The sequence below is a fragment of the Streptomyces sp. GLSS-08 genome, from assembly GCF_056387915.1.
This window is the reverse complement of sequence record NZ_JBWJAQ010000009.1, coordinates 59193-82456: the sequence shown is the minus strand read 5'-3', so window position 1 is coordinate 82456 and position 23264 is coordinate 59193. Positions and strand designations below refer to the sequence as shown.

The following is a 23264-nucleotide window of genomic DNA, read 5'->3' as shown; positions in this document are numbered from 1 at the left end:
CCTCAGTGTCCGGTCTTCGGGTTGTACGTCGCGGGCTCGACCGGCATGGACACCTTCACCGTGCCGGACTTGGCGAAGTGCAGTTCGACCGCCACCTTCTCGCCCTGCGCGGGCTTGCGGGCGAGCTTTTCGAACATGACGTGGTTGCCGCCGCTGGCGAAGTCGAGCTCGCCGTGCGCGGGCACCGGGAAGGACGTCCGCTCCTCCATCGTGCCGCCGTCGGTGGCGTGCAGGGTGACGTCGTCGGAGAGGTCGCTGGTGACCGAGGTCAGGGTGTCGGTGCCGCCGGAGTTGGTGACGGTGAAGAATCCGGCCGCCATGTCCGCCATGGCGGGGACGGGCATGTAGGCGCCGGTGACCCTCAGTTCGGGCCCGGCGGAGGCGGGATCGCCGGAGCCGCCGCAGCCCGCGAGTGCCAGCGCCGCCGCCAGGGCCGTGACGGACCCCGCGAGGCGTCTCACGGGTTCTCCCCCTTGATGAGCTTCGGGAGGTCCCGGGTGTAGTCGTCCACGGTGGCGTCCTCGCCGTAGAGGACGTAACCGCCGTCGGTCTTCGGCGAGAACGCGATGACCTGGGTGCCGTGCACCGAGACGACCTTGCCGTCCTTGTCCTTCTTCGACGGCTCGACGGAGATGCCGAGGGTGCGGGCGCCGGCCCGGATCGTGTCGAAGTCGCCGGTCAGACCGACGGCGGCGGGGTCGATTCCCTTGAGCCACTTGCCGAGCGCGGCCGGGGTGTCCCGCTCCGGGTCCGTGGTCACGAACACGATGCGGAGCCTGTCCTGGTCGGCCTTCGGCAGCTGCTTCTTGGCGACGGCGAGGTTGTTCATCGTCAGCGGGCAGACGTCGGGGCAGTGGGTGTAGCCGAAGTAGACCAGCGTCGGCCTGCCCTTGGTCTCGGCGCGCAGGTCGTACTTCTCGCCGTGCGTGTCCGTCAGGACGAGGTCCGGCTTCTCGAACGGCTTGTCGAGGACCGTCGCGGCCTTGGCGGAGCCGGCCTCGGCGGACACCTCGGCCACCGGCTTGCCGCCGTCGTCACCGCCGCAGGCGGAGAGGGTCAGAGCGGCCGCGGCGACCAGGGCGGCCGCGGCATACGTCTTCTTGCGCATAGAGAAATGTCCCAGATGTGAGTGCGCCGGCGCGCACCGGGGTCGTACGCCGCCGCGGACGGCGACGGCGTACGGCTCCCCGGCACGCACCGAACGAGGGTGGGCCTCAGGCGTGGGTGCGCCGACGGCCGGCCAGAACGCCGAACGCCACGCCCGCCGCGCCGACGACGATGCCCACGACGCCGAGGACGCGGGCGGTGGTGTCGCTGCTGTCGGAGGACGCGGCGGCCTCGGTCTCTCCGTGCTCCGCCTTCTCGTCGTCGGAGGCCTTCTCGGCACTCGGCGTGCCGTGGTGGCCGTCCTCGGACGCGGCGGACAGCGCGAGCACCGGCGCCGGGTTCTCCGGCTCCTCCGCGCCGTCCTCCTGCGGCTCGATCCAGCGCACGACCTCCTTGTTGGAGTACGTCTGGATCGCCTTGAAGACGAGCTCGTCGGCGTCCTCCGGGAGCTGGCCGACGGACAGCGGGAACTTCTGGAAGAAGCCGGGCCGGACACCCTTGCCGGTGGCCGTCCAGGTGACCTTCGAGACGGCCTCGTCGATCTTCTTGCCGTGCAGCTCCATCGGCTTGTCCAGCTTGGACGTGGTGACCTTCACGTCCCAGCCGTCGAGGGGCTGGGGCATCACCGAGGCGAGCGGGTGGTCGGCCGGGAAGTTCACCTCGAGCTTGGTGGTCGAGGCGTTGTCGCGCTCGTTGGGGACCTTGAAGTCGATCGTCGCGTAACCGCCCTTGGCGGCCACGCCCTCCGGCTGCACGCTGACGTGCGCGAAGGCCGGGGCGGACAGGACGACGACGGCCGAGGCGGCGAGGGCGCCGGAGGCGGCGATACGGGAAACCTTCATGGCAGAGAACACTCCACTGTGCGTGATGTCCGGTGAGGTAAGGGGCGCGCGTACGAAGAGGTGCCCGGGACCGGACCCGTTGCGGAGAACCGGAAAGGCACTCCCGGGGCGGTCCCGGAGGCGGACCTCCGGGTGGTCCCGCCCGTGGGCGGGCACGCGCGCGTGCCGCACGGCGGCAGCCCTCCGGACGGAGTGGTTCTCCGAGGGGAGCGGTGCGCCGTGTCAGGCGGCGAGAACGAGCACGGCGGCCTGGGGCGGCCCGCGCCTGATCACCGAGTGCTGGAGTGCGGTGGTACGGGGGGTGGGTGGTTCGGGCGGCGCGGTGCGCGGCGCCCGGGGTGCCGTGCGTCCGGTGCCGGGGAGCCCCGTCCGCAGGGCGCGGACCAGCGCGAGTGCCGCGCGCAGCGACCGGACGAGGGCCGTTTCCGCGACGCCGTGCGCGGAGAGCCGGATGAGCCGCAGGACCGCCAGGTCACCGCGGCGCAGCAGCCATCCGGTGGCGACCGCGGCGAGCACGTGGACGAGCACCATGGGCAGGGACGGCAGCATGGACATCGACGGTCCGGCCGCGGCCGACACGGCGTCCGCGGAGTGGTGCAGGGACGGTGTCGTGACGGAGTGCGCCGTGTCCGGGGCGAGCCGGGCGTCGGTGAGGATCCGCTGGGCCTGCGCGGGGCTGATCGCCGCCGCGGACGCACCGCACACCACCCGCGCCGCCCGCTCGACGAGCGAGGCGTCGGACAGGGCGTGGCCCGGCATGCCCGACGTCATGGACGCGGACATCCCGGTGCCGCCCGGCGCCGGGGCCATCGAGGTGCCCTGCTGCCCGAGCCCGAAGAGCGTGTGCAGCGCGGTCTGGCCGACCGCGAGCACGGTGGCGATGCCCGGCAGTGCCCGTTCGCGCCCGGCCAGCGGGGCGGCGACGGCGAACACGGCGAGGAAGGCGGTGCCCACGGTCCACAGGGGCACCGCGGTGCAGGAGGCGATGCCATGACCGGCCGCGGCCAGCGCGACGCAGACCGCGGCGAACACCGCGGCCCGCAGGAGCCGGACGTCACGTCCGGAGCGCGCCGTGCGCTGGTGGGGGGCACTCATGGCGGGCTCATCATCGCACTGGCCCGAAACGCGTTTCACGGCAGGTCCACAAGATGACGTACGGCGGCAAAGGACCCGCTTCGGGGGGAGTCGCCGGCGCATATGCGCTTTCCGGTGTCCCCACATACACCGATCTGGGCGTGCTCGCATCCGCCGTATGGGCGGGTTCATACGGTGTGGGCGATTGCACACCGGTCCTGGCGGCAATAGGTAACGGTATGTCGAGCCGCGGCCTGGAGGCTTCAGCATGAGCATCTGGTGGTCACTCCACTTGCGGCGCGAAGCCGCGAGCGTTCCGCTCGCACGGCGCCTGCTGCTCGGCACGATGGAGACGGCGGGGGTCGATCCGGACGTCTCGTACGACGTCTCCCTCGCGCTCAGCGAGGCCTGTGCCAACGCCGTCGAGCACGGCGGGGGCACCGCACCCGACGGCCCCTCGGAGGCGTACCGGGTCACGGCCTACCTCGACGGCGAGAAGTGCCGCATCGAGGTGGCCGACTCGGGGCCCGGTTTCCCGGCGGGTCCGCCGCACGCGCCGCGACCCCTGGTCCGCGCCGCCCGCAGCGACGCCGAGAACGGCCGCGGGCTGTGTCTCATCCAGGAGCTCGCCGACCACGTCCACATCGGCAACAAGCCGGGCCGGGGCGGCGCGGTGGTCAGCTTCGACAAGATCCTCAAGTGGCGTGAGGGCACTCCGCTGCTGGCGGTCTAGCGCGGATCCGGCCTCCGACGCGGCACCCCCGCGGGGCGGATCCGGCCTTCGGCGCAGTGCCCCGCGCGGGGCGGATCCGGCGTCCGAAGCGGTGCACCCCCGGTGCTGAGCCGGCGTCCGGGCGGCCCGCCGCAGAGCCGGCGGGGACCCGGCGCGAGGTCCAACTGCCTTGAAAACAGCGGCCGAACGCGGTCTGGGCGAGGCAGGGGTCCGTCTGCATACTGGCCTGATGCGGGAGTCGGCGCATGCGTCCGGCCACCGGTGAGGGACCGGCAAGGGCCCTCCCCGAACCGCCGGCCGCCCCTGCCGATGCCCCGCACGCGTGTGTGCCGCCCGCCCCGGCCCGTGGTCCGGAACCCCGGGCGCCCAGGAGTCCCCGGGGTTCCGGAGGCACACCGCACGGCCGCGTGTCCTGCCGACCGGACGCGCGGCGCGGGGGCGAGCCGGGGCGGGACCCGTAGGCCGAGAGCGACAGGGGGAGTGCCAGTGCTGCGCATGGTGCGTGCCGGGGACGGCAGGCGACTGTCGGTGGAACAGCGTGGTGACCCCGACGGCAGGCCGGTGTTCCTGCTGCACGGCACGCCCGGCAGCCGGCTGGGCCCCGCGCCGCGTCCCTCCGTGCTCTACCGGATGGGAATCCGCCTGATCACCTTCGACCGTCCGGGGTACGGCGACTCGGACCGCAAACCGGGCCGCACCGTCAGCGCCGTCGCGGCCGACGTGGCGGACATCGCCGACGCCCTCGGGATCGACCGCTTCGCGGTGGTCGGCCGCTCCGGCGGCGCACCCCACGCACTGGCCTGTGCCTCGCTGCTGCCGGACCGCACGACACGGACGGGGGCCCTGGTCAGCCTCGCCCCGCGGGACGCCCCCGACCTGGACTGGTTCGAGGGCATGACGGAGTCGAACGTGCGCGAGTACGTCAACGCCGCGATCAGCCGGGGCCGGGTCACCACGACGCTGGGCCGCCGGTCCCTGTCGATCGTCGCCGACCCCGCGGCCTCCATCGCCGAGATGCGCAGCAAGCTCCCCGAGTCCGACCGCTGGATCGTCGCGGACGCCGGCATCCAGGACATGCTGGAGCGCAACTTCGCCGAGGGCCTGCGGGACTCGGCGGACGGCTGGATCGACGACGTGATGGCGTTCAGCACGAACTGGGGCTTCGACCTGACGCGGATCGCCTCCCCGGTCCTGCTGTGGCACGGGGAGGACGACATCTTCGCGCCGGCCCAGCACACGCGCTGGCTGGCCCGGCACATCCCCGGCGCCCGGGTCGAGGTCGAGCCGGGCGCCGCGCACTTCGGGGCGCTGCGGGTGATGACGCGCATCCTGAGCTGGGCCGTCCGGACGGTCCCGGACGACCGCCCGGGACCGTCCGTCACACCTGCTGCGGTTCCAGATCCCGGTTGATCCGGCGCCAGGAGCGGACCGACTCGACGAGCGGGTGCGGGTCTCCCAGCAGCCGCGCGAGGCCGGTCTCCGCCTTCTCCTGGAGCTGTGCGGCCTCCGAACGCCGCCCCAGGGCGCGCACGGTGACGGCGAGGTTGGCCGTGCTCACCAGGACGTCCGGGTGGCCAGGACCGAACCGCTTGCGCAGACCGTTCACGGCGAGCCGTTCCCAGTGCTCGGCCTCCTCGTAACGGCCCAGTTCGCCGTAGGCGTTGGCGAGGTTCAGCCCGGCGCACAGGGCGGAGGGGTGCTCGTCGCCCAGGGCCCTCGTCAGGGTGGAACGGGCCCGCTCGGCCAGTTCGGCGGCCTGTTCCAGGTTGCCGAGGGCGCGCTCGTAGATGGACAGGTTGTTGATGCACTGCATGGTGAACGGGTGCTCGGCGCCGAAGGAGCTCTCGTAGCCCTGCAGCACCTCGGTGACCAGCTGGACGGCCCGCTGGGCGCCGCTGCCGGGGTCGGCGCCGAAGTAGTCGGCCGCGAGGTTCAGACCGCAGGCCAGAGCCTCGGGAATGGTGCTTCCGTAGCGTTCGCGGTAGCGCGTGTACGTCTCCCAGGTCTGTTCGGTGATGCTCAGGGCCTCGGCCTGGTGGCCCGCCTTGCGCAGGGACACCGCGAGGCTCTTGTCGACCCGCAGCACCTCGGGCACGTCCGGGTTGAGGACCTGCTCGAAGCCCTCGCGCACCTCGCGCAGGATCTGTACCGAGCCCGCGTAGTCGCCGAGTTCGCGCAGGTCGCGGGCGTGGTGGCCCTTGGTGGTCAGGGTGTAGGGGTGCAGCGGGCCGAGCAGCGCGGTACGGCGGCGGACCGTGTCGTCGTCGAGCCGGCGGGCGGCCTCGCTGTCGCCGGTCAGGCGGTAGTCGATGGCGAGGTTGTTGGCGGAGCTCAGGGAGCGCGGGTGGTCCTCGCCGAATATCTCGCGGAACCCACGGTAGATCCGCAGGTCCAGATCGAGCGCCTCCTTGAAGCGGCCCAGCGCCCGCAGGTCGGCGGCCACGCTTCCGGACGTGATCAGAATGCTGGGGTGGCCCTCGGGGAGCAGCTCCCGCTGGCGGGCCAGGGTGTCCTCGTCCATGGTCCGCGCGGCCTGGTACTCGCCCTGCGAGCGCAGCACGTTGGCCAGCTCGAAGCGGAGGTTGAGGATCTGCTCGTCGTCGGCGTCCGGGAACTCGGTGGTCCAGAACTCGTTGAGCTGGGTGCCGAGCGTACGGGCCGCGTGCAGTTCGCCGCGCTTCCACAGGTAGCGGATGCGGTCGACCATCAGCTGCCGCGGTTCCTCCTCCGCGCACTCGCGGACGTTGGAGGGCACCAGATGCGGCCAGATCGCCTCGAAGCCGGGCCATTGCGCGGGGTTGTCGACGGCGCCCTCGGGCGGGCGGGCGGAGGCGAGGATCCGGTGCACCTCGTGGATCGTGTCGTCGAAGTCCTGCTCGCCCAGGCTGTCGCGCACCGCGGCCTGCACCAGCCGGTGCACCTGGATGGAGTTGTCCGTCGAGTCGACCTTGGCCAGCGCGAACCGGTTCAGCGCCTGGGTGACCTTGCCCAGCATGTAGCGGGCCCGCAGGTCCTTGTCGAAGGGCAGCAGCGCCTTGATCATCGCGTCGCTGCCCACCAGGCTCATCGAGATGGGCTCGGCGGCGAAGAAGCTGCACAGTTCGAGCAGGCGGGCGGCGGCGGGGGATTCCTCGCGCAGCCGGTTGATGGAGATGTTCCAGGTGGCGCCCACGGACGAGGGGTACTCGACGGCCTCGACGGCGGCCTTGACCGACAGCACCTTGGTGCTCTGCTCGCGCAGCTGCTCGATGTACTCCTCGACGGGGGTGGCCGTCGCCTCCAGCCAGGCCGCCGCCACCTCGATGGCCAGCGGCAGGTCGCCGACGGCGTCCGCGACGCGTCCCGCGTCCTCCTCGCCGAGTCCCGGCACCCGGCGGCACAGGTGCTCGATGCTCTCGTTGCGGGTGAAGACCTCGACCTCCACGGGCTGGACCCGGGTCGAGGTGGGCTTGGCGCGGCAGGTGACGAGCAGGTGCCCGTAGACGTTGTCCGGGATGGGCGCCGTCTGGTCCGGGAAGACCTCCAGCACCTTGTCCAGGTCCTCGACGTTGTCGAATATCAGCAGCCAGCGCGAGTACGGCACTCCGTCGCGCAGGGCCTGCAGGGCCGCCTCGGCCGCCTCGGCGACGTCGTCACCGACGCCGGGCAGGTCGAGCATCCGGGCGAGCGCCGCCAGCTTGGGCAGGACCAGGTCCGGCTGCTCGGCGTCGACCCACCACACGAGGTCGTAGTCCGCCTTGAACCGGTGGGCGTACTCGCGGGCCAGCTGGGTCTTGCCGACGCCGCCGAGGCCGTGCAGCACCTGGGGCAGCCGCGGTCCGGAGATGCCGCTGCCGAGCTGTTCGCGCAGCCGGTCCAGGATGGAGGCGCGGCCGGTGAACCAGGGATAGCGGGGCTGGATGTTGGACACCCGCGTGCCGGTGTTGGGGAACCGCACACCGCCGCCCCGGGAGACCCCGACGGCGTCCGGGCGGTCCAGGCCGGTCAGCAGCACCGCGGCGGCCGCGCCCTCGTCCAGCCGGGCCAGGTCGATCGCGCCCCGGCCGGCGTAGGGCATGCTGAGCTGCACGTCGCCGACCCGCACCGAGACCGCCTGGTGCCGTTCCTCGGAGCCGGCGCCCGAGTGGACGGCGGCCTCCCACGCGGCTCTGGCCCGCTGGGAGCCGTTGAAGGCCTGCGAGACCACGGCGACCACCCGGTGCCCGCCGCTCGGCACGGCCTCGGCGCCGATCTCCGTGACGGACATCGTCCGCACGTCCTTGGGCAGCACCTCGAAACCGGCGCCGCGCAGCACCGCCTCCAGCCAGTCCACCCACATCCGGTCCTCGGAGACGTAGTACAGCACCAGCTTCGACGGCGGAACGGGCCGCCGCCGGGTGTACGCGGCCGCGTACCGGGTGCGCTTCACCTCGCTGATCGGAGGCAGCGAGGTCACCCGTCCCTCGGTGACGACGGAGGCGAGCCGTTCACAGGCGGTCAGCATGGAGCTGGCGACCTTCGGGGGGTCCCCGAAGGCGGCGAGGATCTCCTCGTACGCGTAGTAGGGGCGGTAGGGCACCTCCACCGAGCCCCAGTACTCGGCCAGTTGCTCGGAGTCCATGCCGCTCGGCAGTCCGGCGAAGCGCTCCCGGGCGAGGGCGCGGCCGGCGTCGACCTTGTCCTTCTCGCCGTCGTCGATGCGCATCGCGACCGGCAGAATGCGGATGTTCTTGTCGCCGTACCGGTCCGCGATGCCCTGGGCGACGGCGGCGGCGCCCTCGATGCTCTGGTCGCTGAGGGTGTAGCAGACCACGAGCGTGCTGGGCATCTGGACGGTGCAGATGTCGGCGAGGTCGGACAGGCCGGTGCGGCTGTCGATCAGGGTGTAGTCGTAGTAGCGCTGCATGTCGGCGCGCATCGCGTCGAAGAACTGGCCGCCGCCGTAACTGGCGTAGAAGCGGTCCCAGTCCATGTTGCCGACGATCGGGTAGTCCCGGTGGCGCATGCCGGCGGACAGGAAGTCCAGGCTGCCGGGCTTGGGGAACGGCCAGTCGAGGGAGATCGCGTGCGGCCGGACCCGGGCGTAGGCGCGGTGCCAGTCCGGCGCGCGCTCCGGCAGGTCGCGCAGGGCCTCCCGGCGGTAGTCGTCGATGAGGTTGATCAGGCCGGGGGTGGCCCGCAGCAGGGAGGGGTTGAGGAAGGGGTGGAAGAAGCGGTGCAGTCCGGGCGCTTCGAGGTCCCAGTCGACGGTGAGCACCCGGTGGCCGTTGGCGGCGAGGATCCAGGCCACGTTCGCGAGCGCCATCGTCCGCCCCGTGCCGCCCTTGTACGAGTAGAAGGTGATCACGGTGCCCTTGCGGTTCTCGGTCATTCAAAACCCTCCGCCTTGTCGGCCCTGCTCTTCCCGCGCTCGGTCCCGGCCGTGCCGGGGGACTCAGGGCGGGGCGCCACGGCCGAGGTCCTCCGGCCCGGTCAGCCGCGGGGGCGGGGCCGACTCCCCCTGCGGTGGATAGGTGCGGGCGTGCGCCTCGAAGAAGGAGACGGCCTGCCTGACGGCCATCTGGAGCTCGGTCCCGAAGGCGTCCAGTGTGCGGATGCCGCCGTTCAGCGACCGGTGCCCCGCGCCCTCGACCAGGCGTGAGGCGAGCGCCTCGTTGGTGAGCTGGTGCAACCTCGCCTCCCACTCGGCGGGGATCGGGTCGTCCTTGTGCTGCGGGATCATCACGCTGATCCAGGGGCGCCGTTCGCGGCACAGCCGCTCCATCAGCGCCTTGCGGCGGGGGGAGTCCAGCGCCCACCGGTCGAGCAGCAGCAGGCCGGGCGAGTCGGGCGGCCACGAGCCGAGCAGCCGGTCCGCCTCGTTCTCGAAGTCCCCCACGTGCACCCGGTAGTCCATGGTGCGGACGAGGTCGGCGGCGTGCTCGCTGAGCGGCCGGGTCGACACCGGGTGGTACGGATTCCAGTCCCCGGGGGTCTCTCCGTAGCAGTCCGGTGCGCGGCCGGGCGGCAGGTCCGACCGGGAGCACGCGAGCACGGATATGTCGAACGTCGGGGGGTGGCCGGCGGAGCCGAACGCGCTGGGCAGCGACTCGTAGTCCTTGTAGACGAGCCCCTCGGCCAGTTCGGTCGCCTCGGCCACCTTCACGATGTGCTTGGCCAGTTGGTAGACGGCCCGCTCGTACTCGTCCTTCAGGTAGTTGAGCTTGGTCAGGCCGTAGAAGCCCTCGTCTGCGTAGTCCTCGCCGAAGGCCGCGTGGTTGAACTGCAGATCCCGTGCCGCCTGCGGCAGTTGCACCGGTTCCACCGGCACCCATAACGCGGGGATGATCGCGTTCTCCGGGGTGTCCCGGTGCCGGGCCCGCTGGTTCACCTCCCGCTGGGAGAACGCCCACCACTCCCGGCCGCACTGCTCACTGAGGAAGTAGCGGCGCGAGTACAGCGGCACGAACACCTGGCAGCGGGCCAGGTTCTGCGCCAGCTCGTCCGTCCACTTCGTGCCCACCGTCATGCCCTGGTCCAGGAAGCCGGCCTTGGCGCCCGGCGGCAGCGAGGTCATCTGCATGATGTGCGCGCACAGTCCGTCGTACAGCTTCTTCACCCAGGCGTTGGGGTCGGCGTCGCCGGAATCGTGCTTCGGCGTGTGGGCATAGCTCAGGAAGAAGTACGGATTCCCGCCTCTGGCGCTACCCGCGTCCCCTCGCACCAATGCCCCCCGGTGTGCTGCGGCCGGCCCCCAGTGTAGGAAGCGCGGTGTCCCGCGCGGAACAGGACGAACAAGGCCGTCTCGCGCCGGAGTCCGGCGTTTCCCCGGCCGGGCGGGCGCCACACGCGGGCATGCGTCGAGTTTCCGTCAACTCGGCGTCCGGGCTGGCCGGTTCGCGCCCGCCCGGCCCGGCCCGGGCGGTTGTGCGTCAGCCCGCCCGCCACCGGGCCCGGTGCGCCGCCGCCGCCCGGCGCGCCGACTCCAGGGCGTCGTCCCGGATCCGGTCGGCCAGCCGTGCCCGCACGGTCTCCCGCATGCCGGCGACGAACCGCTCCCCGAGCGGGGTGAGCGCGCCGGACGAGCCGAGGGTCTCGACCGCCTCGGCCGTCTGGTCGCGCCAGCGGGAGAACCGCGCCTCGGCCTCGCGCGCCCGCTCCCCCGTGGTGCCCCGCCACCGGGCCCGCCAGAAGTCGATCACCGCGATGTGCGCGTACGTCCCCTGCAGCAGGCCCTCCAGCGGGCGGGGATCCGGCCGCCACGGCGCGTAGAACAGCCGCTCACAGGACGGGTCGTGAAGGTCCGTCAGGTCCAGCACGGCGCCGAGCTTCACGTGCTGGAACTCGTGCACGATCAGCTGGGCCAGCAGTTCCGGTTCGGCGGGCCTCGCGATGGCGACGGCGCCGAAGGCGTCCCGGGCCGCCGAGCTGATGTCGGCGCCCTCCGGGGAGGGCAGCAGGGGGGTGATCACCCGTAGTCCGGCGGCGACTCCCGGCGCGTACGCGGGAAGTTCCCGGCGGATCCAGGCCCAGGCGGCGGTGAGGTCGGCGTGCCACGCCTGCGCCTCGGCGTCGCCGAGCCGAGGGTGCGCCGCGTGTCCGTGGCAGTCCCGCCAGGGGTCGGTGTCCTCCAGGGCGACCGTCCAGCCGTCCAGGGCGAACTCGCGCCGCGCCCGCCAGCCGGGAGCCGCGGGTCCGTTCCGGTCCACCGTGTGCGTACGTCCGTCCGCGGCCCGGACGCTGAATCCGCCGGGGTCACCGGTCACCCGTACCTCGAGGGCATCGCCGACGGCCAGGGTGCCCAGCGTCGGCAGCCGCAGCACCCCCTGCGGAGCCGGAACGGTGACGGTGACGGGACTCCCCGCCCGTACGGCGGCCGCCGCGGCGATCTCGGCCACGCCCCGCATCGCCGTGTCGGCCGCGTCGCGTCCGCCCCGCAGGGACCGGACGGCCCACGGGCGCACGTACGGGTGGGCCAGCACCGCGTCCACAGCGTCCGGTGCCCCGGTGTCCAGGGCCGCCAGCACCTCCCAGGCCGCGCCGGCCGGGCCGCCGTCCCGGTCACCGAGCCGGTTCTCGCGCCACACCGCCGCCAGCAGCTCACGGTTGAGACCCAGTTGGTGCCGGGCCAGGAGACCGACGGTCGCGGCGCCGCCGAAGCCGGCGGCCAGTTCCGCCAGGTGCGCCTCGCCGAGCGGCTGCCGGTCGGTCATGTCGCGGTCCTGGATGCCGGTGACGAGGCGCAGCAGGTCGCCGCAGTAGACGGAGGGGTTCATGAATCCGCTGCCGGTGCGGTACCGGTGGGCGTAGAGCCCGCCGCCGCAGGACTCCACGACCGGACACGCGCGGCAGGTCCCGCACAGCCCGTCGAGCCCCTGCTGGCGCGCCACGACTCCGGGATGCGCGGCGACCTCGTCGAGCGAGTTGGCCATCACGTCCATCCCGGTGACGGGCGCTCCGTCGTAGGCCGTCTTCAACGAGTCCGCCTGCTCGAACGTGCCGTCGGTCTCGATCACGGCCAGGTCCGCGGGCCCCAGCCCGAGCGACTCGGTCAGGCTGCTCCCGCCGCGCAGCGTACGCAGCACCGAGTCGAAGATCCGTACGTCCATCGGGCGGCCGTTCGCGTCCCAGCGGTCCCACACCCTCAGCAGCCAGTCCGCGTACGGCGTGGCGGTCGGGTCGCCGGAGGGGCGCAGCGGGGGGTCGTCCCAGGTGGCGTGCGGCAGGAGGAAGTCGACGCGGGGCGGGTCGAGCGCGGCCAGGGCGTCGTAGACGGCGGCCGGGTCGTTGCGCACGTCGATCGTGCAGAGGAGGCCCGCGAAGAGGTGGCGGTAGCGCGGGCGGGCGAGCAGGGCGACGGCGCGCAGGACCTTGTCGTGACTGCTGCGGCCGTCGCGGTAGACGCGGTGCAGGTCGTTGGCGGCCCGGTCGCCGTCGAGGGAGATGCCGACCTTGATGCCGAACTCCGCGAAGAGTTCGCAGAACTGCTCGTCGAGCGTTACGCCGTTGGTGTGGATGCGGAGGTCGAGGGCGCACACGCCACGGAGGGCCGCCCGTAATTCCTCGGCCGCCCGGCGCAGCCGGGCCCGGCCGGCGAGGAGCGGCTCGCCGCCGTGCAGGACGACGTGGACGGTGTCGAGACCGTGGGCCGCGGCGTGCTCGGCGATGCGTTCGGCGCTGATCTCCAGGACCTTGTCGGAGATCACCACGGGCCGACCGCGCCAGCTCTGGTCGGCGTGCTCGAAGACGTAGCAGTGGTCGCAGGCGAGATCGCAGCGAGCGTGCATCTTCAGGACGAACTGGCGTAGGGGTTGTGGCGGCCGGCCCATGAGTGTGCTGTCGGTCCTCGGTCTTGTGGTTCAGGCGTGGATGCGGACCAGGGAGGCGGACCCGGACGTCAGACGGACGACTGGAAGGCCGCGACCGCGACCCTGCCCGGTCCCTGCGGTGCGCCGCCGTTCGACACGACCCGGGTCAGTGCGGCCGACAGTGCGCGGTCGTGCTGCGCGGCGAGGCGCGTCAGCGTCACCCGCTCCGGACCGATCGCGGCCGCCGCTTTCCCCGGTTCTTGGGCCGCTGCGTCGAGGGAGGCGTTCATTCGGAACCTCATCTTCTGTGCGTACGCACTGACGGGAGGCAGGGCGGAGCCTGCTCAGCAAGAAAACCACTGGTCGGAGGGCGCCGCCCGTCGTGTCCCGGCGCCGACCGGGGCACAGACGCGGCCGACGCAGCGGACATACAGGTGCCCCACCGGCCACTGGTCGCGAGCAGCGTAGCCAAGACCGGCGCGCACTTGGCTCGTTCGCTGCTCGGGCCACGCCAGCGCGGAGCAATCGGACCTCTCGCGTCCCACACGTCTGTCATATGCCCTCACGTCCCTCATCGGCCAAAAGCCGAGCCACCGGGGCGGCACCCGGTCGGCCTCCCAGAGCAAGGCAGGAGTCCCTCAACCGCAAGGCCGAGAAAGTTTGACCCAAATTTTACCTCAGATTACCCGGTTCGGCCGCTTTGTCCAGGGCTCTCTTCGGCCAAGTGAGGAGCCTACGGCCCGGCCGGACATGCCGACCGATGCTTTCGCGCCGAACTCGGCCTTCCTCGGCATCCTCAGGCTGCGCACAGCCTCTGCCGATGTCCCTGACGGGCGCCGCTCCTAGCCTTCGGGGATGACCGGAACCCACAGAGACCCCGCCGGGAGCGAGGACGGGCCCACCGCCGACGACAGGACCCGCCTGCGCGGATACCAGGTCTCCGACGCCAACGGGGCCGTGAGGTTCCGGACGGTCTTCCCCGGCCGGTACACCCCGCGCACCACCCACATGCACGTCAAGGTGCCGTACTCCCGGCACACCGGGAGCTGCACCGAGCTCGCCGACGACATGGTCTACGAGGACAACGGCGCGGCCGGCGGCCTGCTCCGGCCAAGGGCTGCAAGGGCTGCAAGGGGTGCATCACGCTGGGCCTCGACGCCCACACACGGGGTCCTTCCTGTGGACCGGCTTCGGGGCGGCGGTGGCGGCACACCGCCGAGCGGTGCACCCGGCGACGCCCCGACCGGTAGGCCGCCGAGCGGTGCCCCGGGCGGGAGCGCCTTCCCGTCGGCCCCGGCGGCCTCGTAGGGTACGCCGATGCGCAGCCGCGAGGACGAGACGCTGGCGCGGGCCGCGGTGGCCGCGCTCATCCGGCAGCTCGAGCTGACCCCCAAGCCCGGCCTGCCCGATCCGCGGGACCTCGGTGCCCGGACCACCCGGCAGGACCTCTGCGCCCTGCGCTGGTCCGCCAAGGCGCTGGAGCCCGGCCTCGCGGCCATGGCGGCAGCCGCCCGCCGCACCGGCGGACCCACGCCCGGGCTCCGGACGGAACTGGGCGCCATCGGCCGGTGCGCCGAGCACACGGTGGCGCGGGCGGGCGGCGGACACCGCGGGGCCCTGTGGACCCTCGGGTTCCTGGTCGCCGCGGCGGCCCTGGATCCCCGCGCCACCGGCGCCGCACTGGCCGCCACCGCCAAGGGGATCGCCGCGCACCCCGACCGGCGGGCGCCGCGCCGCCCCTCCCGCGGATCGACCGTCTCGGCGACCTACGGCGCCGCCGGGGCACGGGGCGAGGCGCGCGCCGGATTCCCGCACGTACGGCGGGCGTTGGAGGCGCTGGCCGCCGCGCGCGCCGCCGGCGCGCCCGAGCCCTGCGCCCGGCTCGACGCCCTGCTCACCGTCATGTCCACCCTCCAGGACACCGAGGTGCTCCACACCGCGGGACCGCTGGGGCTCCGACACGTCCAGGCGGGCGCCCGCGGGGTGCTGGAGGCCGGCGGTACGGCGACGGCGGCCGGACGCGCCGCCCTGTCCGCCTTCGACACGGACCTCCGGTCCCGGGGCTGGAGCCCGCGCGGCAGCGGCGGCCTCCTCGCGGGCGCGCTGTTCGCCGACTCCCTCCCGGTGCCGGTCGGTTCACCGGCCGCGGCTCCCTGACACGTCGTCCCGCGCCTCACCCCCGCGTCCCGCACCCCGCGTCCCGCGCCTCACCCCCGAGCCGCACCCCCGCGTCCCGCGCCTCACCCCCGCGCCGCACCCCCGCGTCCCGCGCCTCACCCCCGCGCCTCACCCCCGCGCCGCACCCCCGCGTCCCGCGCCTCACCCCCGCGTCCCGCACTTCGCCTCCGCACCCGGCGCCGAGGGTGTCCCGCCGCCGGCCGGTGACATCGCGTGCCGGCCCTCCGCCCACCGGGCCGCGGGGCCCATCCCGTACGACGCCGCCAGCGTCACCCCGCCGAGGAGCAGCCAGCCCGGTGTTCCCCATCCCACGAGCAGCGCCGTCAGGACCAGTGGGCCAAGGGTCCGGGCCACGGTCACGCCGGTGCCGAAGAAGCCCTGGTACTCGCCGGTGCGGCCGGCCGGGGCCAGGTCGAAGGCCAGCTGCCAGGAGCCCGCGGACTGCTGCATCTCGGCGGCCACCTGGAGGAGTGCGCCCGCCACCAGGATCCCCGACGCCGGCCACGGCGCCGCCCCGGCGGAGAGGGCGAACACCGCGCACGACGCCAGCATCAAGAACCCGGACCGCCGTATCGCGCGCGCGGCGGACGCGACGCCCCGCACCCCGCGGGCCATCCGCACCTGGAAGACCATCACCGCGGCCGTGTTCAGCACGAACAGCGCCGAGACCAGCCAGGCGGGCGCGTCGGTCCGCTCGGTGATCCACAGCGGGATGCCGAGGCTGAGCAGGGGCATCCGCAGCAGGAGCACGGTGTTGAGCAGCGTGACCACCGCGTAGGGGCGGTCGCGCAGGACGCCGGGTCCGCGCACGTGCCCGACCCCGGCGGGCGCGACGGACGGCAGCCGCAGCAGCAGCGCCGCGCACAGCAGGAAACTCACCGCGTCCAGCGCGAAGACCCCGAGATACGCGGCCCGGGTCCCGGCGTGCAGCGCGAGCCCGCCGAGCCCGGCGCCCACCGCGAGACCGGCGTTGAGCGTCGACTGGAGGTGGGCGAGCAGTCCGGTCCGCTCCCCGGCGGGCACCAGCCCGGCCAGCAGCGCCTGCCGGGCCGCGGCGAGCCCCGACTGCGCGGAGGTGTACACGCACGCCGCGAGCAGGAAGGGCAGGAACCCCCGGACGACGAGGAAGGAGGCCACCGCCGCCGCGGTCACCACGGCCAGCAGCACCGCCGTGCCCCGTGCGCCCCGCCGGTCGGCGAGCCGGCCAAGCGGGACGCCGACCAGCGAACCGATGCCCCATGCGACGGTGAGCCCCAGGCCCACCCGCCCGGCCGGCAGCCCGACGACCTGCGTGAAATACAGGGCCGAGGTCACGTAATAGGCGCCGTCCCCCACGGAGTTGCTCAGCTGCGCGACGGCCAGCACCCGCCGGGGGCCCGCGGGCGGGACGAGACGACCGTCCGTCGCGGGGCCGGGTGCCGGGTGCGCGGGGTGTGCCGCGGAGTTCGTCATGCCCTCGACGCTAGGGGCGGGCCGGACCGTTCGACAGGCCCATTTCCCGGCCGCTTCACTGGTCCAATCCACATGGCGGGCATCCCCGGTTCACCCCGTGGACGCGCGCCCCCGCCGCACCTCCCCGAGCACCCTCCCCAGCACCTCCAGCGCCTCGGGGTACACCCGCTCCCGGGGAGTCCCGTACCCGACGACCAGGCCCTGCGGCCGGCCATCGGCCGCCGCGTGCCAGTGGTCCCCGAGACGGCCGACCGCGAGCCCCTCGGGCGCCGCCCGCTCCAGCACCTCCGCCTCGTCCGGGACCTCCACCAGGGCGTGCAGCCCGACCGCGATCCCGCGCACTCTCCAGCGCGCCCCCAACAGCGAGACGAGCTGGTCCCTGCGCCGCCGGTAGCGCAGCCGGCAGGCACGCACATGACGGTCGTACGCGTGACCGGTCAGCAGCTCGGCGAGCGCCAACTGACCGATGGACTCGGTGTGATGGTCGCTGTGCAGCTTGACGTCGGCCACCGCGTCGACCAGGTCCGGCGGCAGCACCATCCAGCCCAGCCGCAGCGCGGGGCCGAGCGTCTTGGAAGCCGTGCCGAGATACACCACGTGGCCGGGCGCCATTCCCTGGAGCGCGCCGACCGGCTGCCGGTCGTAGCGGAACTCCCCGTCGTAGTCGTCCTCGACGATCAGACGGCCACGCGCGCGTGCCCAGTCGACGAGCGCCCGCCGCCGCCCGGGATGCAGGGTCACACCGGTCGGGTACTGGTGGGCGGGCGTCACGACCACGGCGTCCTCGTCACCCAGATCCCCCGCGCGGACGCCGAGTTCGTCGACCGCCAGCGGCACCACCCGGCCGCCGCCCCGCAGCACCACGTCCCGGTGGAACGGCAGCCCCGGGTCCTCCATGGCGACCACGCCGCCGTCCAGGACCCGGGTGAGGAGCGCGAGCCCCTGCACGTACCCCGAGGTGATCACGATCCGCTCGGGCGGCGCGATGACGCCCCGGGCCCGGCCGAGGTACTCGGAGAGCGCCGTGCGCAGTTCGGCCCGGCCGCGCGGATCCCCGTAGTCGTACGCCGTGGAGGGCGCCGTCGCGATCGCGCGCCGCAGCGCCCGCAGCCAGGCCGCCGCCGGGAACGTGCCGACGTCCGGGCTGCCCGGCCGCAGGTCGAGACGCGGCGCCCGCGCGGCCGCGGCCCCCGCGGCGGCCGGCACACGGCCGGCGGGCGGCGCCGCAACCTCGGTGCCCGATCCCTGCCGGGCCCGCAGATAGCCCTCGGCGACCAACTGGTCGTAGGCGGCCTTCGCCGTGCCCCGGGACATGCCCAGCTCGGCGGCGAGCCGCCGGGTCGCGGGCAGCCGGGTGCCGGGGGCGAGCCGTCCGTCGCGCACGGCGTCCCGCAGCGCCCGTTCGAGTCCCGCCCGGCGTCCCCCCGCCGAGTCGGGATCCAGATGCAGGTCCACTCCGACGCCGGACCAGAAATCCCCCATGGAAGAACCGCCCCCCTGGACACACGTGGACACACGAACGGCCGGGCACCCCCTCGGTACCCGGCCGCCCTCGTACCAGCCCTCGACTCGGACCGGCTCAGCTCGTCAGGGCCGCCATCCAGGCCTCGACCTCGTCCGAGCGGCGCGGCAGCGCGGCCGACAGGTTCCGGTTGCCGTCCTCGGTGACCAGGAGGTCGTCCTCGATGCGCACGCCGATGCCGCGGTACTCCTCCGGCACCGTCAGGTCGTCCGCCTGGAAGTACAGGCCCGGCTCGACGGTCAGGCACATGCCCGGCTCCAGCGTGCCGTCCACGTACGTCTCGGTGCGGGCCGCCGCGCAGTCGTGCACGTCCATGCCGAGCATGTGACCGGTGCCGTGCAGGGTCCAGCGGCGCTGCAGGCCGAGCTCCAGGACGCGCTCGACCGGGCCCTCGACGAGCCCCCACTCGACGAGCTTCTCCGTCAGCACGCGCTGCGCGGCGTCGTGGAAGTCGCGGTACTTGGCACCCGGCCGGACGGCCGCGATACCGGCCTCCTGGGCCTCGTACACCGCGTCGTAGATCTTCTTCTGGATCTCGCTGTAGCGGCCGTTGACCGGCAGCGTGCGCGTCACGTCGGCGGTGTACAGCGTGTGCGTCTCGACGCCCGCGTCCAGCAGCAGCAGGTCACCGGAGCGCACTGGGCCGTCGTTGCGCACCCAGTGCAGCGTGCACGCGTGCGGACCGGCGGCGCAGATGGAGCCGTAGCCGATGTCGTTCCCCTCGACCCGCGCGCGCAGGAAGAAGGTGCCCTCGATGTACCGCTCGCTGGTGGCCTCGGCCTTGTCCAGGACCCGGACGACGTCCTCGAAGCCGCGCACGGTCGAGTCGACGGCCTTCTGCAGCTCGCCGGCCTCGAACTCGTCCTTGACCAGCCGCGCCTCGGAGAGGAAGACCCGCAGCTCCTCGTCCCGCTCGGCGGTGACCTTGTCCGTCAGGGCGGCCTCGATGCCCGCGTCGTAGCCGCGCACGACCCGGACGGGGCCGGTGGCCTCCCGCAGCCGGCCGGCCAGCTCGCGCACGTCCGAGGCGGGGATGCCGTACAGCTGCTCGGCCTCGGTCAGCGAGTGGCGGCGGCCGACCCACAGCTCGCCCTGCCCGGACAGCCAGAACTCACCGTTCTCGCGGTCGGAGCGGGGCAGCAGGTAGATCGTCGCCCGGTGCCCGTCCGTGGTGGGCTCCAGCACCAGGACGCCGTCCTCGGTGAGGTTGCCGGTGAGGTACGCGTACTCGACCGAGGCACGGAAGGCGTACTCCGTGTCGTTCGAGCGGGTCTTCAGGTTGCCCGCGGGGACGACCAGGCGCTCCCCCGGGAAACGCGCGGACAGCGCGGCGCGGCGCGCGGCCGTGTACGCGGCCTGGGCGATCGGCTCGAGATCCCGCAGCTCCGTGTCGGCCCAGCCGGACTGCATGTTCTCGGCGAGCTCGTCGGACACGCCCGGGTACAGGCCGTTCTTCCGCTGCTTGATCGGTTCTTCTTCGCCCGCTTCGTCAGCGGCATCGTCAAGCACGGCTTCCGGGGTCTCCGGTGTGAGCGCCTCCGACACGGTCTGCCTCCTCGTTACGACTCTGGACCGTCCCCCATCGTACGGTCGTACGGAAGGGGGCCCAGGGCCGAAGGACCCGTTACCGGAGGGTCACGTGAGGCGGGCTCCGGCGGCCTTCCCGGACGGGTCCCCGGAGCTCACTCGAACCGGGCGGCCAGCAGGACGACGTCCTCCTCGCTGTCGGCCTCGTCGAGGCCGTCCGGCAGCACGGTCCGCAGGACGTGGTCGGCGATCGCGCCCGGATCGGCGCGCAGTGCCCGCGGCACCCCGGCGGCGGCCGCGTGCAGCCGGGCGAAGGCGCGGTCCATGGAGTCGCCGGTGCGGTGCAGCAGGCCGTCGGTGTAGAGAAGCACCGTTTCGCCGGGCCGGGCGTACAGCTCGACGCTCGGCGCCTCCCAGCAGGCGAGCATCCCCAGCGGCGCCGACAGGGAGGTCTCCACGAACTCCGTGCGCCGCTCGCCGACGACCAGCGGCGGGCTGTGCCCCGCTCCGGCCAGCGTGATCCTGCGCGGCGCGGGCTCGCAGTAGGCGAAGAGGGCGGTGGCGGAGCGGGCGGGCTCGGTGAGCCGCAGCAGCAGTTCGAGGTCGGACAGGACGGCGACGGGGTCCTCGCCCTCCATCACGGCGTACGCCCTGAGCGAGGCTCTCAGCCGGCCCATCGCGGCGACCGCGCTGGGCCCCGAGCCGGTGACCGACCCGACGGCGAGCCCGAGCGCGGCGTCCGGCAGCGGCAGCGCGTCGTACCAGTCGCCGCCGCCGCGCGGCCCGGTGCGGCGGCGGGCGGCGAGCTGGACACCGGCGACCCGGGGCAGCCGCGTCGGGAGCAGCTCCTCGGAGATCGTCGCCATGCACGCGCGCGTGCGCTCCAGTTCCACCAGCCGGGCCAGGTGCTCCGTCGCGTGGCGGGCGTACAGGCCGACGAGGTGGCGCTGCCGCTCGACGGGTTCCGCGGGTTCGTCGTAGAGCCACACCGCGGCGCCCAGCCGGCCGCCGGCCCCGGTGGACAGGGGCAGCGCGTAGCTCGCGGCATAGCCGAGCCGGGCGGCCACCTCGCGGTGGCGGGGGTCGAGGCCGTCCTCGGAGAACAGGTCCGGCTGGGCGATCTCGCCCTCGCCGCCGGGCAGTCCGTCCAGGATCCTGCCGTACGACATGGAGCTGCGCGGGACCGTCTCGATGTGCCCGAGGTCCGCGCGGGCCAGGCCAAGCCCCACCGTCGTGTCCGGACCGAGCCCGTCGCGCGGCTCCAGCACGACCAGGCCGCGGCGGGCGCCGACGAGGGTGGCCCCGGCGTGCAGCAGTTCCTCGAGGGCGTCGTACAGGGAGGCCGTGCGCGAGAGCCGCTCGGTGAGTTCGTGGAGTGTCGTGAGATCGGAGACCCAGCCCGCGAGGCGGTCCTGGAGGACTGCTCCGGGGCCGGTGGGGGAGAGGGCCGAGGGGGCGTCCGTGGCTGCGGGCGCGGGCGCGACAGTGTGTGCGGGCGCGGGAACCGTGGAATCGATTCCGGCCACTTTCGGGAGGTGAGGGGTGGTCATGGCAGTCGGCTTTCCGACCGGTGCGTATTGCTCGATAGCATCGCAAACCCCCATGTCATTCTGCGCCGCTGGCAGTGTCTCCACATGTACACGCACTCGTGAGGGGATGTCCAGCATTGTCCTGCCGGGATTCCTGGTGTCCGTGAGACACTTGCGGAAAAACGAAGTTGGCTTAAAACTGCTTCGGGTAACGGGTTATTGAGGTCGACTGGCCTTGCTCGACGGAGCGTCACAGCGGTCGTGATGGGTACGTACTCGGTGAAGGTCAGGGGTGGAGGAGATCCACCCGGAACCTGGCAGCGGACCCGGGCGTCTTAACCACCGACGACCGTGCCCCATCCTCCCGTGGCGGAGGCGGCTCGATACACGCGTGACGGCAAAACGCCAGGCGCCGCCACCCCACGCCATGCCCATGCTCTTGCCAGACGCAGTATGGACGCGGATGCAGCCAATGATCGGCCCACGGGGGTTCCCCTTGCCCGGTGCCGGGGTGTGATGCGCCAGCAGGTACGCACAGTGAAGTGATCGACACATGGTGTGATGTGATCCACGGTGTTGCCAGGCGTGCAACGGAAAGGAACGAGCGCTCATGCGCGAGATCCTCGGAAGGCGACGCGGGCTCCTGTCCAGGCGGAACAACCGGAGCCCTGAGATGCTCAGCGCGGCCCTGACCTTCGCGACGGGATGGCAGTGGCCTGTGCTCCCGGGTGTGGCGCCGGACCCGCGGGGGCGGGCCGGCTGCGGATGTCCCGACCCGGAATGCACGGTGCCAGGTGCCCACCCCTTCGACCCCGGCCTCCTCGCGGCCACCACCGACGAGCGCATGGTGCGCTGGTGGTGGGGCAACCGGCCGTCGGCACCCATCGTGCTGGCCACCGGAGGCACGGCTCCCTGCGCGGTGAGCCTGCCCGCCCTGGCGGCGGCCCGCGCCCTTGTGGCACTCGACCGCACGGGCATGCGCCTCGGCCCGGTCGTCGCCTCCCCCTCGCGCTGGGCGATCCTCGTCGCGCCGTACTCCCTGGAGCAGCTCGGTGAGCTGCTGTACGCCAAGGACCACGTCCCCGGCTCCCTCCGCTTCCACGGGGACGGCGGCTACATCGCCCTGCCCCCCTCCGAGACCGGGCAGGGCGAGGTCCGCTGGGAGCGGGCTCCGCTGCCGGGTTCGGCCGCGCCCTGGGTCCCCGGTGTGGAGGCCGTCGTGGACGCGGTGGTGGAGGCCCTCACTCGTACGGGTGTGAGCGCACCCGAGTCGTAGGGGTGTCGGGCGCGCGGCGGACCGGGCGCCCCCTCCCGGCCGTTATGTTCCCTCGTATGCTGCGTCACTCCGGCGGACGGCCCGCGGACCCCCGAAGAGTCCGCCTCTTCGCGCTCCTCGGCGCCGTCGCGGCCGTGATCGCCCTTCCGCTCGCCGTGGCGTCCGCGGGACCCGCCGGTGACGGCGCTCCCGCGGGCGTCCCCGCTCCCGGCCCCGACGACGGCCGGGCGGCGGCCCCCGAGCCCGCGCGTTCGCCCCTGCGGCTCGGTGTGGGCCTCGCCACCGCGGCCCGCTGCGGACCGGAGCTCTCCTCCCCCGACGGCATCGAGGCGCAGACCTGTGTCCTGACGCAGGGGCGGGAGACCTGGGCGCGCACCTACTACCGCAATGCGACCGGCGACGAGCTGAGCGCCGCGCTGACGCTCCTCGCGCCCGGTGGCCGCACCGTGCGGATGCACTGCGCGGTGGACGCGGGGGACGAGCCGGGAGTGTGCGAGACACCCAGGGGACGCACGGCGGGCGAGGCGGCGGCTTACACGGCGGTCACGGAGTTCGCGAGGAGTGCCGGGCGCGGACCGCTTCTGTTGCGCTCCGGGAGCAACTCGACGCAGCCGTAGGGCTGTTGGCGTCGAGGCCGGTGCGGTGCCGAGATGCGGACCCGTACGCGCTCATGAAAAGACCCGGTTGCTGGCGACGGGGGATGCACCAGCAACCGGGCTACGGGAACGGTAACAAGAGATCGGCGGTTCGCAAATTCG

The 23264-nt window shown here is 73.3% G+C and carries 18 protein-coding genes; 6 read left to right on the top strand and 12 right to left on the bottom strand.

Going from position 1 to position 23264, the window contains the following annotated elements; all coding sequences use genetic code 11:
- Window positions 1–2: 2 nt before the first annotated feature.
- From AC0ZLC_RS17875 to AC0ZLC_RS17860, 4 genes are all read right to left on the bottom strand, one after another.
- Window positions 3–461 carry a copper chaperone PCu(A)C gene (locus tag AC0ZLC_RS17875; protein ID WP_476752959.1) on the bottom strand — a complete coding sequence of 153 codons (459 nt, stop codon included), beginning with the start codon at window positions 459–461 and terminating at the stop codon, window positions 3–5.
- Window positions 458–1108, bottom strand: coding sequence for an SCO family protein (locus AC0ZLC_RS17870; RefSeq protein ID WP_476752958.1), 651 nt, complete (start codon window positions 1106–1108; stop codon window positions 458–460). The genes AC0ZLC_RS17875 and AC0ZLC_RS17870 overlap by 4 nt, the downstream gene beginning before the upstream one ends.
- 106 nt (window positions 1109–1214) lie before the next feature.
- Window positions 1215–1949 (bottom strand): YcnI family copper-binding membrane protein, encoded by a 735-nt coding sequence (locus AC0ZLC_RS17865; RefSeq protein WP_476752957.1) that lies wholly within the window; start codon window positions 1947–1949, stop codon window positions 1215–1217.
- 222 nt (window positions 1950–2171) lie between these two features.
- Window positions 2172–3044 (bottom strand): hypothetical protein, encoded by an 873-nt coding sequence (locus AC0ZLC_RS17860; protein ID WP_476752956.1) that lies wholly within the window; start codon window positions 3042–3044, stop codon window positions 2172–2174.
- A 247-nt stretch (window positions 3045–3291) separates the two neighbouring features.
- Between AC0ZLC_RS17860 and AC0ZLC_RS17855 the strand changes: the two genes are divergently transcribed.
- Window positions 3292–3756 carry an ATP-binding protein gene (locus AC0ZLC_RS17855; RefSeq protein WP_476752955.1) on the top strand — a complete coding sequence of 155 codons (465 nt, stop codon included), beginning with the start codon at window positions 3292–3294 and terminating at the stop codon, window positions 3754–3756.
- 495 nt (window positions 3757–4251) lie between these two features.
- On the top strand, window positions 4252–5166 hold the full coding sequence (locus AC0ZLC_RS17850) for an alpha/beta fold hydrolase (protein ID WP_388785680.1): 915 nt from the start codon (window positions 4252–4254) through the stop codon (window positions 5164–5166).
- Here the strand turns inward: AC0ZLC_RS17850 and fxsT are convergent.
- The 4 genes from fxsT to AC0ZLC_RS17830 all read right to left on the bottom strand — a co-directional run bounded on the left by fxsT (window position 5135) and on the right by AC0ZLC_RS17830 (window position 13324).
- Complete coding sequence (gene fxsT, locus AC0ZLC_RS17845) at window positions 5135–9106, bottom strand: FxSxx-COOH system tetratricopeptide repeat protein (RefSeq protein ID WP_476752954.1); 3972 nt, start codon at window positions 9104–9106, stop codon at window positions 5135–5137. The two genes, AC0ZLC_RS17850 and fxsT, sit on opposite strands and share 32 nt — an antisense overlap.
- A gap of 63 nt (window positions 9107–9169) precedes the next feature.
- Window positions 9170–10438: a TIR-like protein FxsC gene (locus AC0ZLC_RS17840; protein WP_476752953.1), complete on the bottom strand. Its 1269-nt coding sequence runs from the start codon at window positions 10436–10438 to the stop codon at window positions 9170–9172.
- Window positions 10439–10646: 208 nt separating this feature from the next.
- Window positions 10647–13043 (bottom strand): FxsB family cyclophane-forming radical SAM/SPASM peptide maturase, encoded by a 2397-nt coding sequence (locus tag AC0ZLC_RS17835; protein ID WP_476752952.1) that lies wholly within the window; start codon window positions 13041–13043, stop codon window positions 10647–10649.
- A gap of 68 nt (window positions 13044–13111) precedes the next feature.
- Complete coding sequence (locus AC0ZLC_RS17830; RefSeq protein ID WP_476752951.1) at window positions 13112–13324, bottom strand: FxSxx-COOH cyclophane-containing RiPP peptide; 213 nt, start codon at window positions 13322–13324, stop codon at window positions 13112–13114.
- Between the two features lie 553 nt (window positions 13325–13877).
- On the opposite strand from AC0ZLC_RS17830, the gene AC0ZLC_RS17825 reads away from it, so the two are divergent.
- Both AC0ZLC_RS17825 and AC0ZLC_RS17820 read left to right on the top strand, forming a co-directional pair.
- A complete protein-coding gene (locus tag AC0ZLC_RS17825; RefSeq protein WP_476752950.1) occupies window positions 13878–14330 on the top strand; it encodes a peptidase associated/transthyretin-like domain-containing protein in 453 nt (150 codons plus the stop codon).
- A gap of 9 nt (window positions 14331–14339) precedes the next feature.
- Entirely contained in the window at window positions 14340–15179 is an 840-nt protein-coding gene (locus AC0ZLC_RS17820; RefSeq protein ID WP_476752949.1) for a triphosphoribosyl-dephospho-CoA synthase, read from the top strand.
- Window positions 15180–15341: 162 nt separating this feature from the next.
- On the opposite strand, the gene AC0ZLC_RS17815 is transcribed toward AC0ZLC_RS17820, so the two are convergent.
- From AC0ZLC_RS17815 to AC0ZLC_RS17800, 4 genes are all read right to left on the bottom strand, one after another.
- Entirely contained in the window at window positions 15342–16652 is a 1311-nt protein-coding gene (locus AC0ZLC_RS17815; protein WP_476752948.1) for an MFS transporter, read from the bottom strand.
- Between the two features lie 90 nt (window positions 16653–16742).
- The gene (pdxR, locus tag AC0ZLC_RS17810) at window positions 16743–18134 is read right to left on the bottom strand and encodes a MocR-like pyridoxine biosynthesis transcription factor PdxR (RefSeq protein ID WP_476752947.1); all 1392 of its coding nucleotides are present in this window, start codon (window positions 18132–18134) and stop codon (window positions 16743–16745) included.
- 97 nt (window positions 18135–18231) lie between these two features.
- Window positions 18232–19719: an aminopeptidase P family protein gene (locus tag AC0ZLC_RS17805; protein WP_476752946.1), complete on the bottom strand. Its 1488-nt coding sequence runs from the start codon at window positions 19717–19719 to the stop codon at window positions 18232–18234.
- A gap of 137 nt (window positions 19720–19856) precedes the next feature.
- Window positions 19857–21368 (bottom strand): SpoIIE family protein phosphatase, encoded by a 1512-nt coding sequence (locus tag AC0ZLC_RS17800; protein ID WP_476752945.1) that lies wholly within the window; start codon window positions 21366–21368, stop codon window positions 19857–19859.
- Between the two features lie 472 nt (window positions 21369–21840).
- Here AC0ZLC_RS17800 and AC0ZLC_RS17795 point away from each other — a divergent pair, with 472 nt between their 5' ends.
- Together AC0ZLC_RS17795 and AC0ZLC_RS17790 are read left to right on the top strand one after the other, a co-directional pair.
- On the top strand, window positions 21841–22506 hold the full coding sequence (locus tag AC0ZLC_RS17795; RefSeq protein ID WP_476752944.1) for a bifunctional DNA primase/polymerase: 666 nt from the start codon (window positions 21841–21843) through the stop codon (window positions 22504–22506).
- Between the two features lie 56 nt (window positions 22507–22562).
- A complete protein-coding gene (locus tag AC0ZLC_RS17790) occupies window positions 22563–23123 on the top strand; it encodes a hypothetical protein (protein ID WP_476752943.1) in 561 nt (186 codons plus the stop codon).
- The last annotated feature ends 141 nt before the right edge of the window (window positions 23124–23264 follow it).

Coding starts and splice junctions, on each gene's coding strand:
- AC0ZLC_RS17815 (WP_476752948.1), bottom strand. CDS start 16,652: ATGACGAACTCCGCGGCACACCCCGCGCACCCGGCACCCGGCCCCGCG.
- AC0ZLC_RS17870 (WP_476752958.1), bottom strand. CDS start 1,108: ATGCGCAAGAAGACGTATGCCGCGGCCGCCCTGGTCGCCGCGGCCGCT.
- AC0ZLC_RS17865 (WP_476752957.1), bottom strand. CDS start 1,949: ATGAAGGTTTCCCGTATCGCCGCCTCCGGCGCCCTCGCCGCCTCGGCC.
- AC0ZLC_RS17850 (WP_388785680.1), top strand. CDS start 4,252: ATGGTGCGTGCCGGGGACGGCAGGCGACTGTCGGTGGAACAGCGTGGT.
- AC0ZLC_RS17790 (WP_476752943.1), top strand. CDS start 22,563: ATGCTGCGTCACTCCGGCGGACGGCCCGCGGACCCCCGAAGAGTCCGC.
- AC0ZLC_RS17825 (WP_476752950.1), top strand. CDS start 13,878: ATGACCGGAACCCACAGAGACCCCGCCGGGAGCGAGGACGGGCCCACC.
- pdxR (WP_476752947.1), bottom strand. CDS start 18,134: ATGGGGGATTTCTGGTCCGGCGTCGGAGTGGACCTGCATCTGGATCCC.
- AC0ZLC_RS17820 (WP_476752949.1), top strand. CDS start 14,340: ATGCGCAGCCGCGAGGACGAGACGCTGGCGCGGGCCGCGGTGGCCGCG.
- AC0ZLC_RS17830 (WP_476752951.1), bottom strand. CDS start 13,324: ATGAGGTTCCGAATGAACGCCTCCCTCGACGCAGCGGCCCAAGAACCG.
- AC0ZLC_RS17860 (WP_476752956.1), bottom strand. CDS start 3,044: ATGAGTGCCCCCCACCAGCGCACGGCGCGCTCCGGACGTGACGTCCGG.
- AC0ZLC_RS17855 (WP_476752955.1), top strand. CDS start 3,292: ATGAGCATCTGGTGGTCACTCCACTTGCGGCGCGAAGCCGCGAGCGTT.
- AC0ZLC_RS17835 (WP_476752952.1), bottom strand. CDS start 13,043: ATGGGCCGGCCGCCACAACCCCTACGCCAGTTCGTCCTGAAGATGCAC.
- AC0ZLC_RS17800 (WP_476752945.1), bottom strand. CDS start 21,368: ATGCTGGACATCCCCTCACGAGTGCGTGTACATGTGGAGACACTGCCA.
- fxsT (WP_476752954.1), bottom strand. CDS start 9,106: ATGACCGAGAACCGCAAGGGCACCGTGATCACCTTCTACTCGTACAAG.
- AC0ZLC_RS17795 (WP_476752944.1), top strand. CDS start 21,841: ATGCGCGAGATCCTCGGAAGGCGACGCGGGCTCCTGTCCAGGCGGAAC.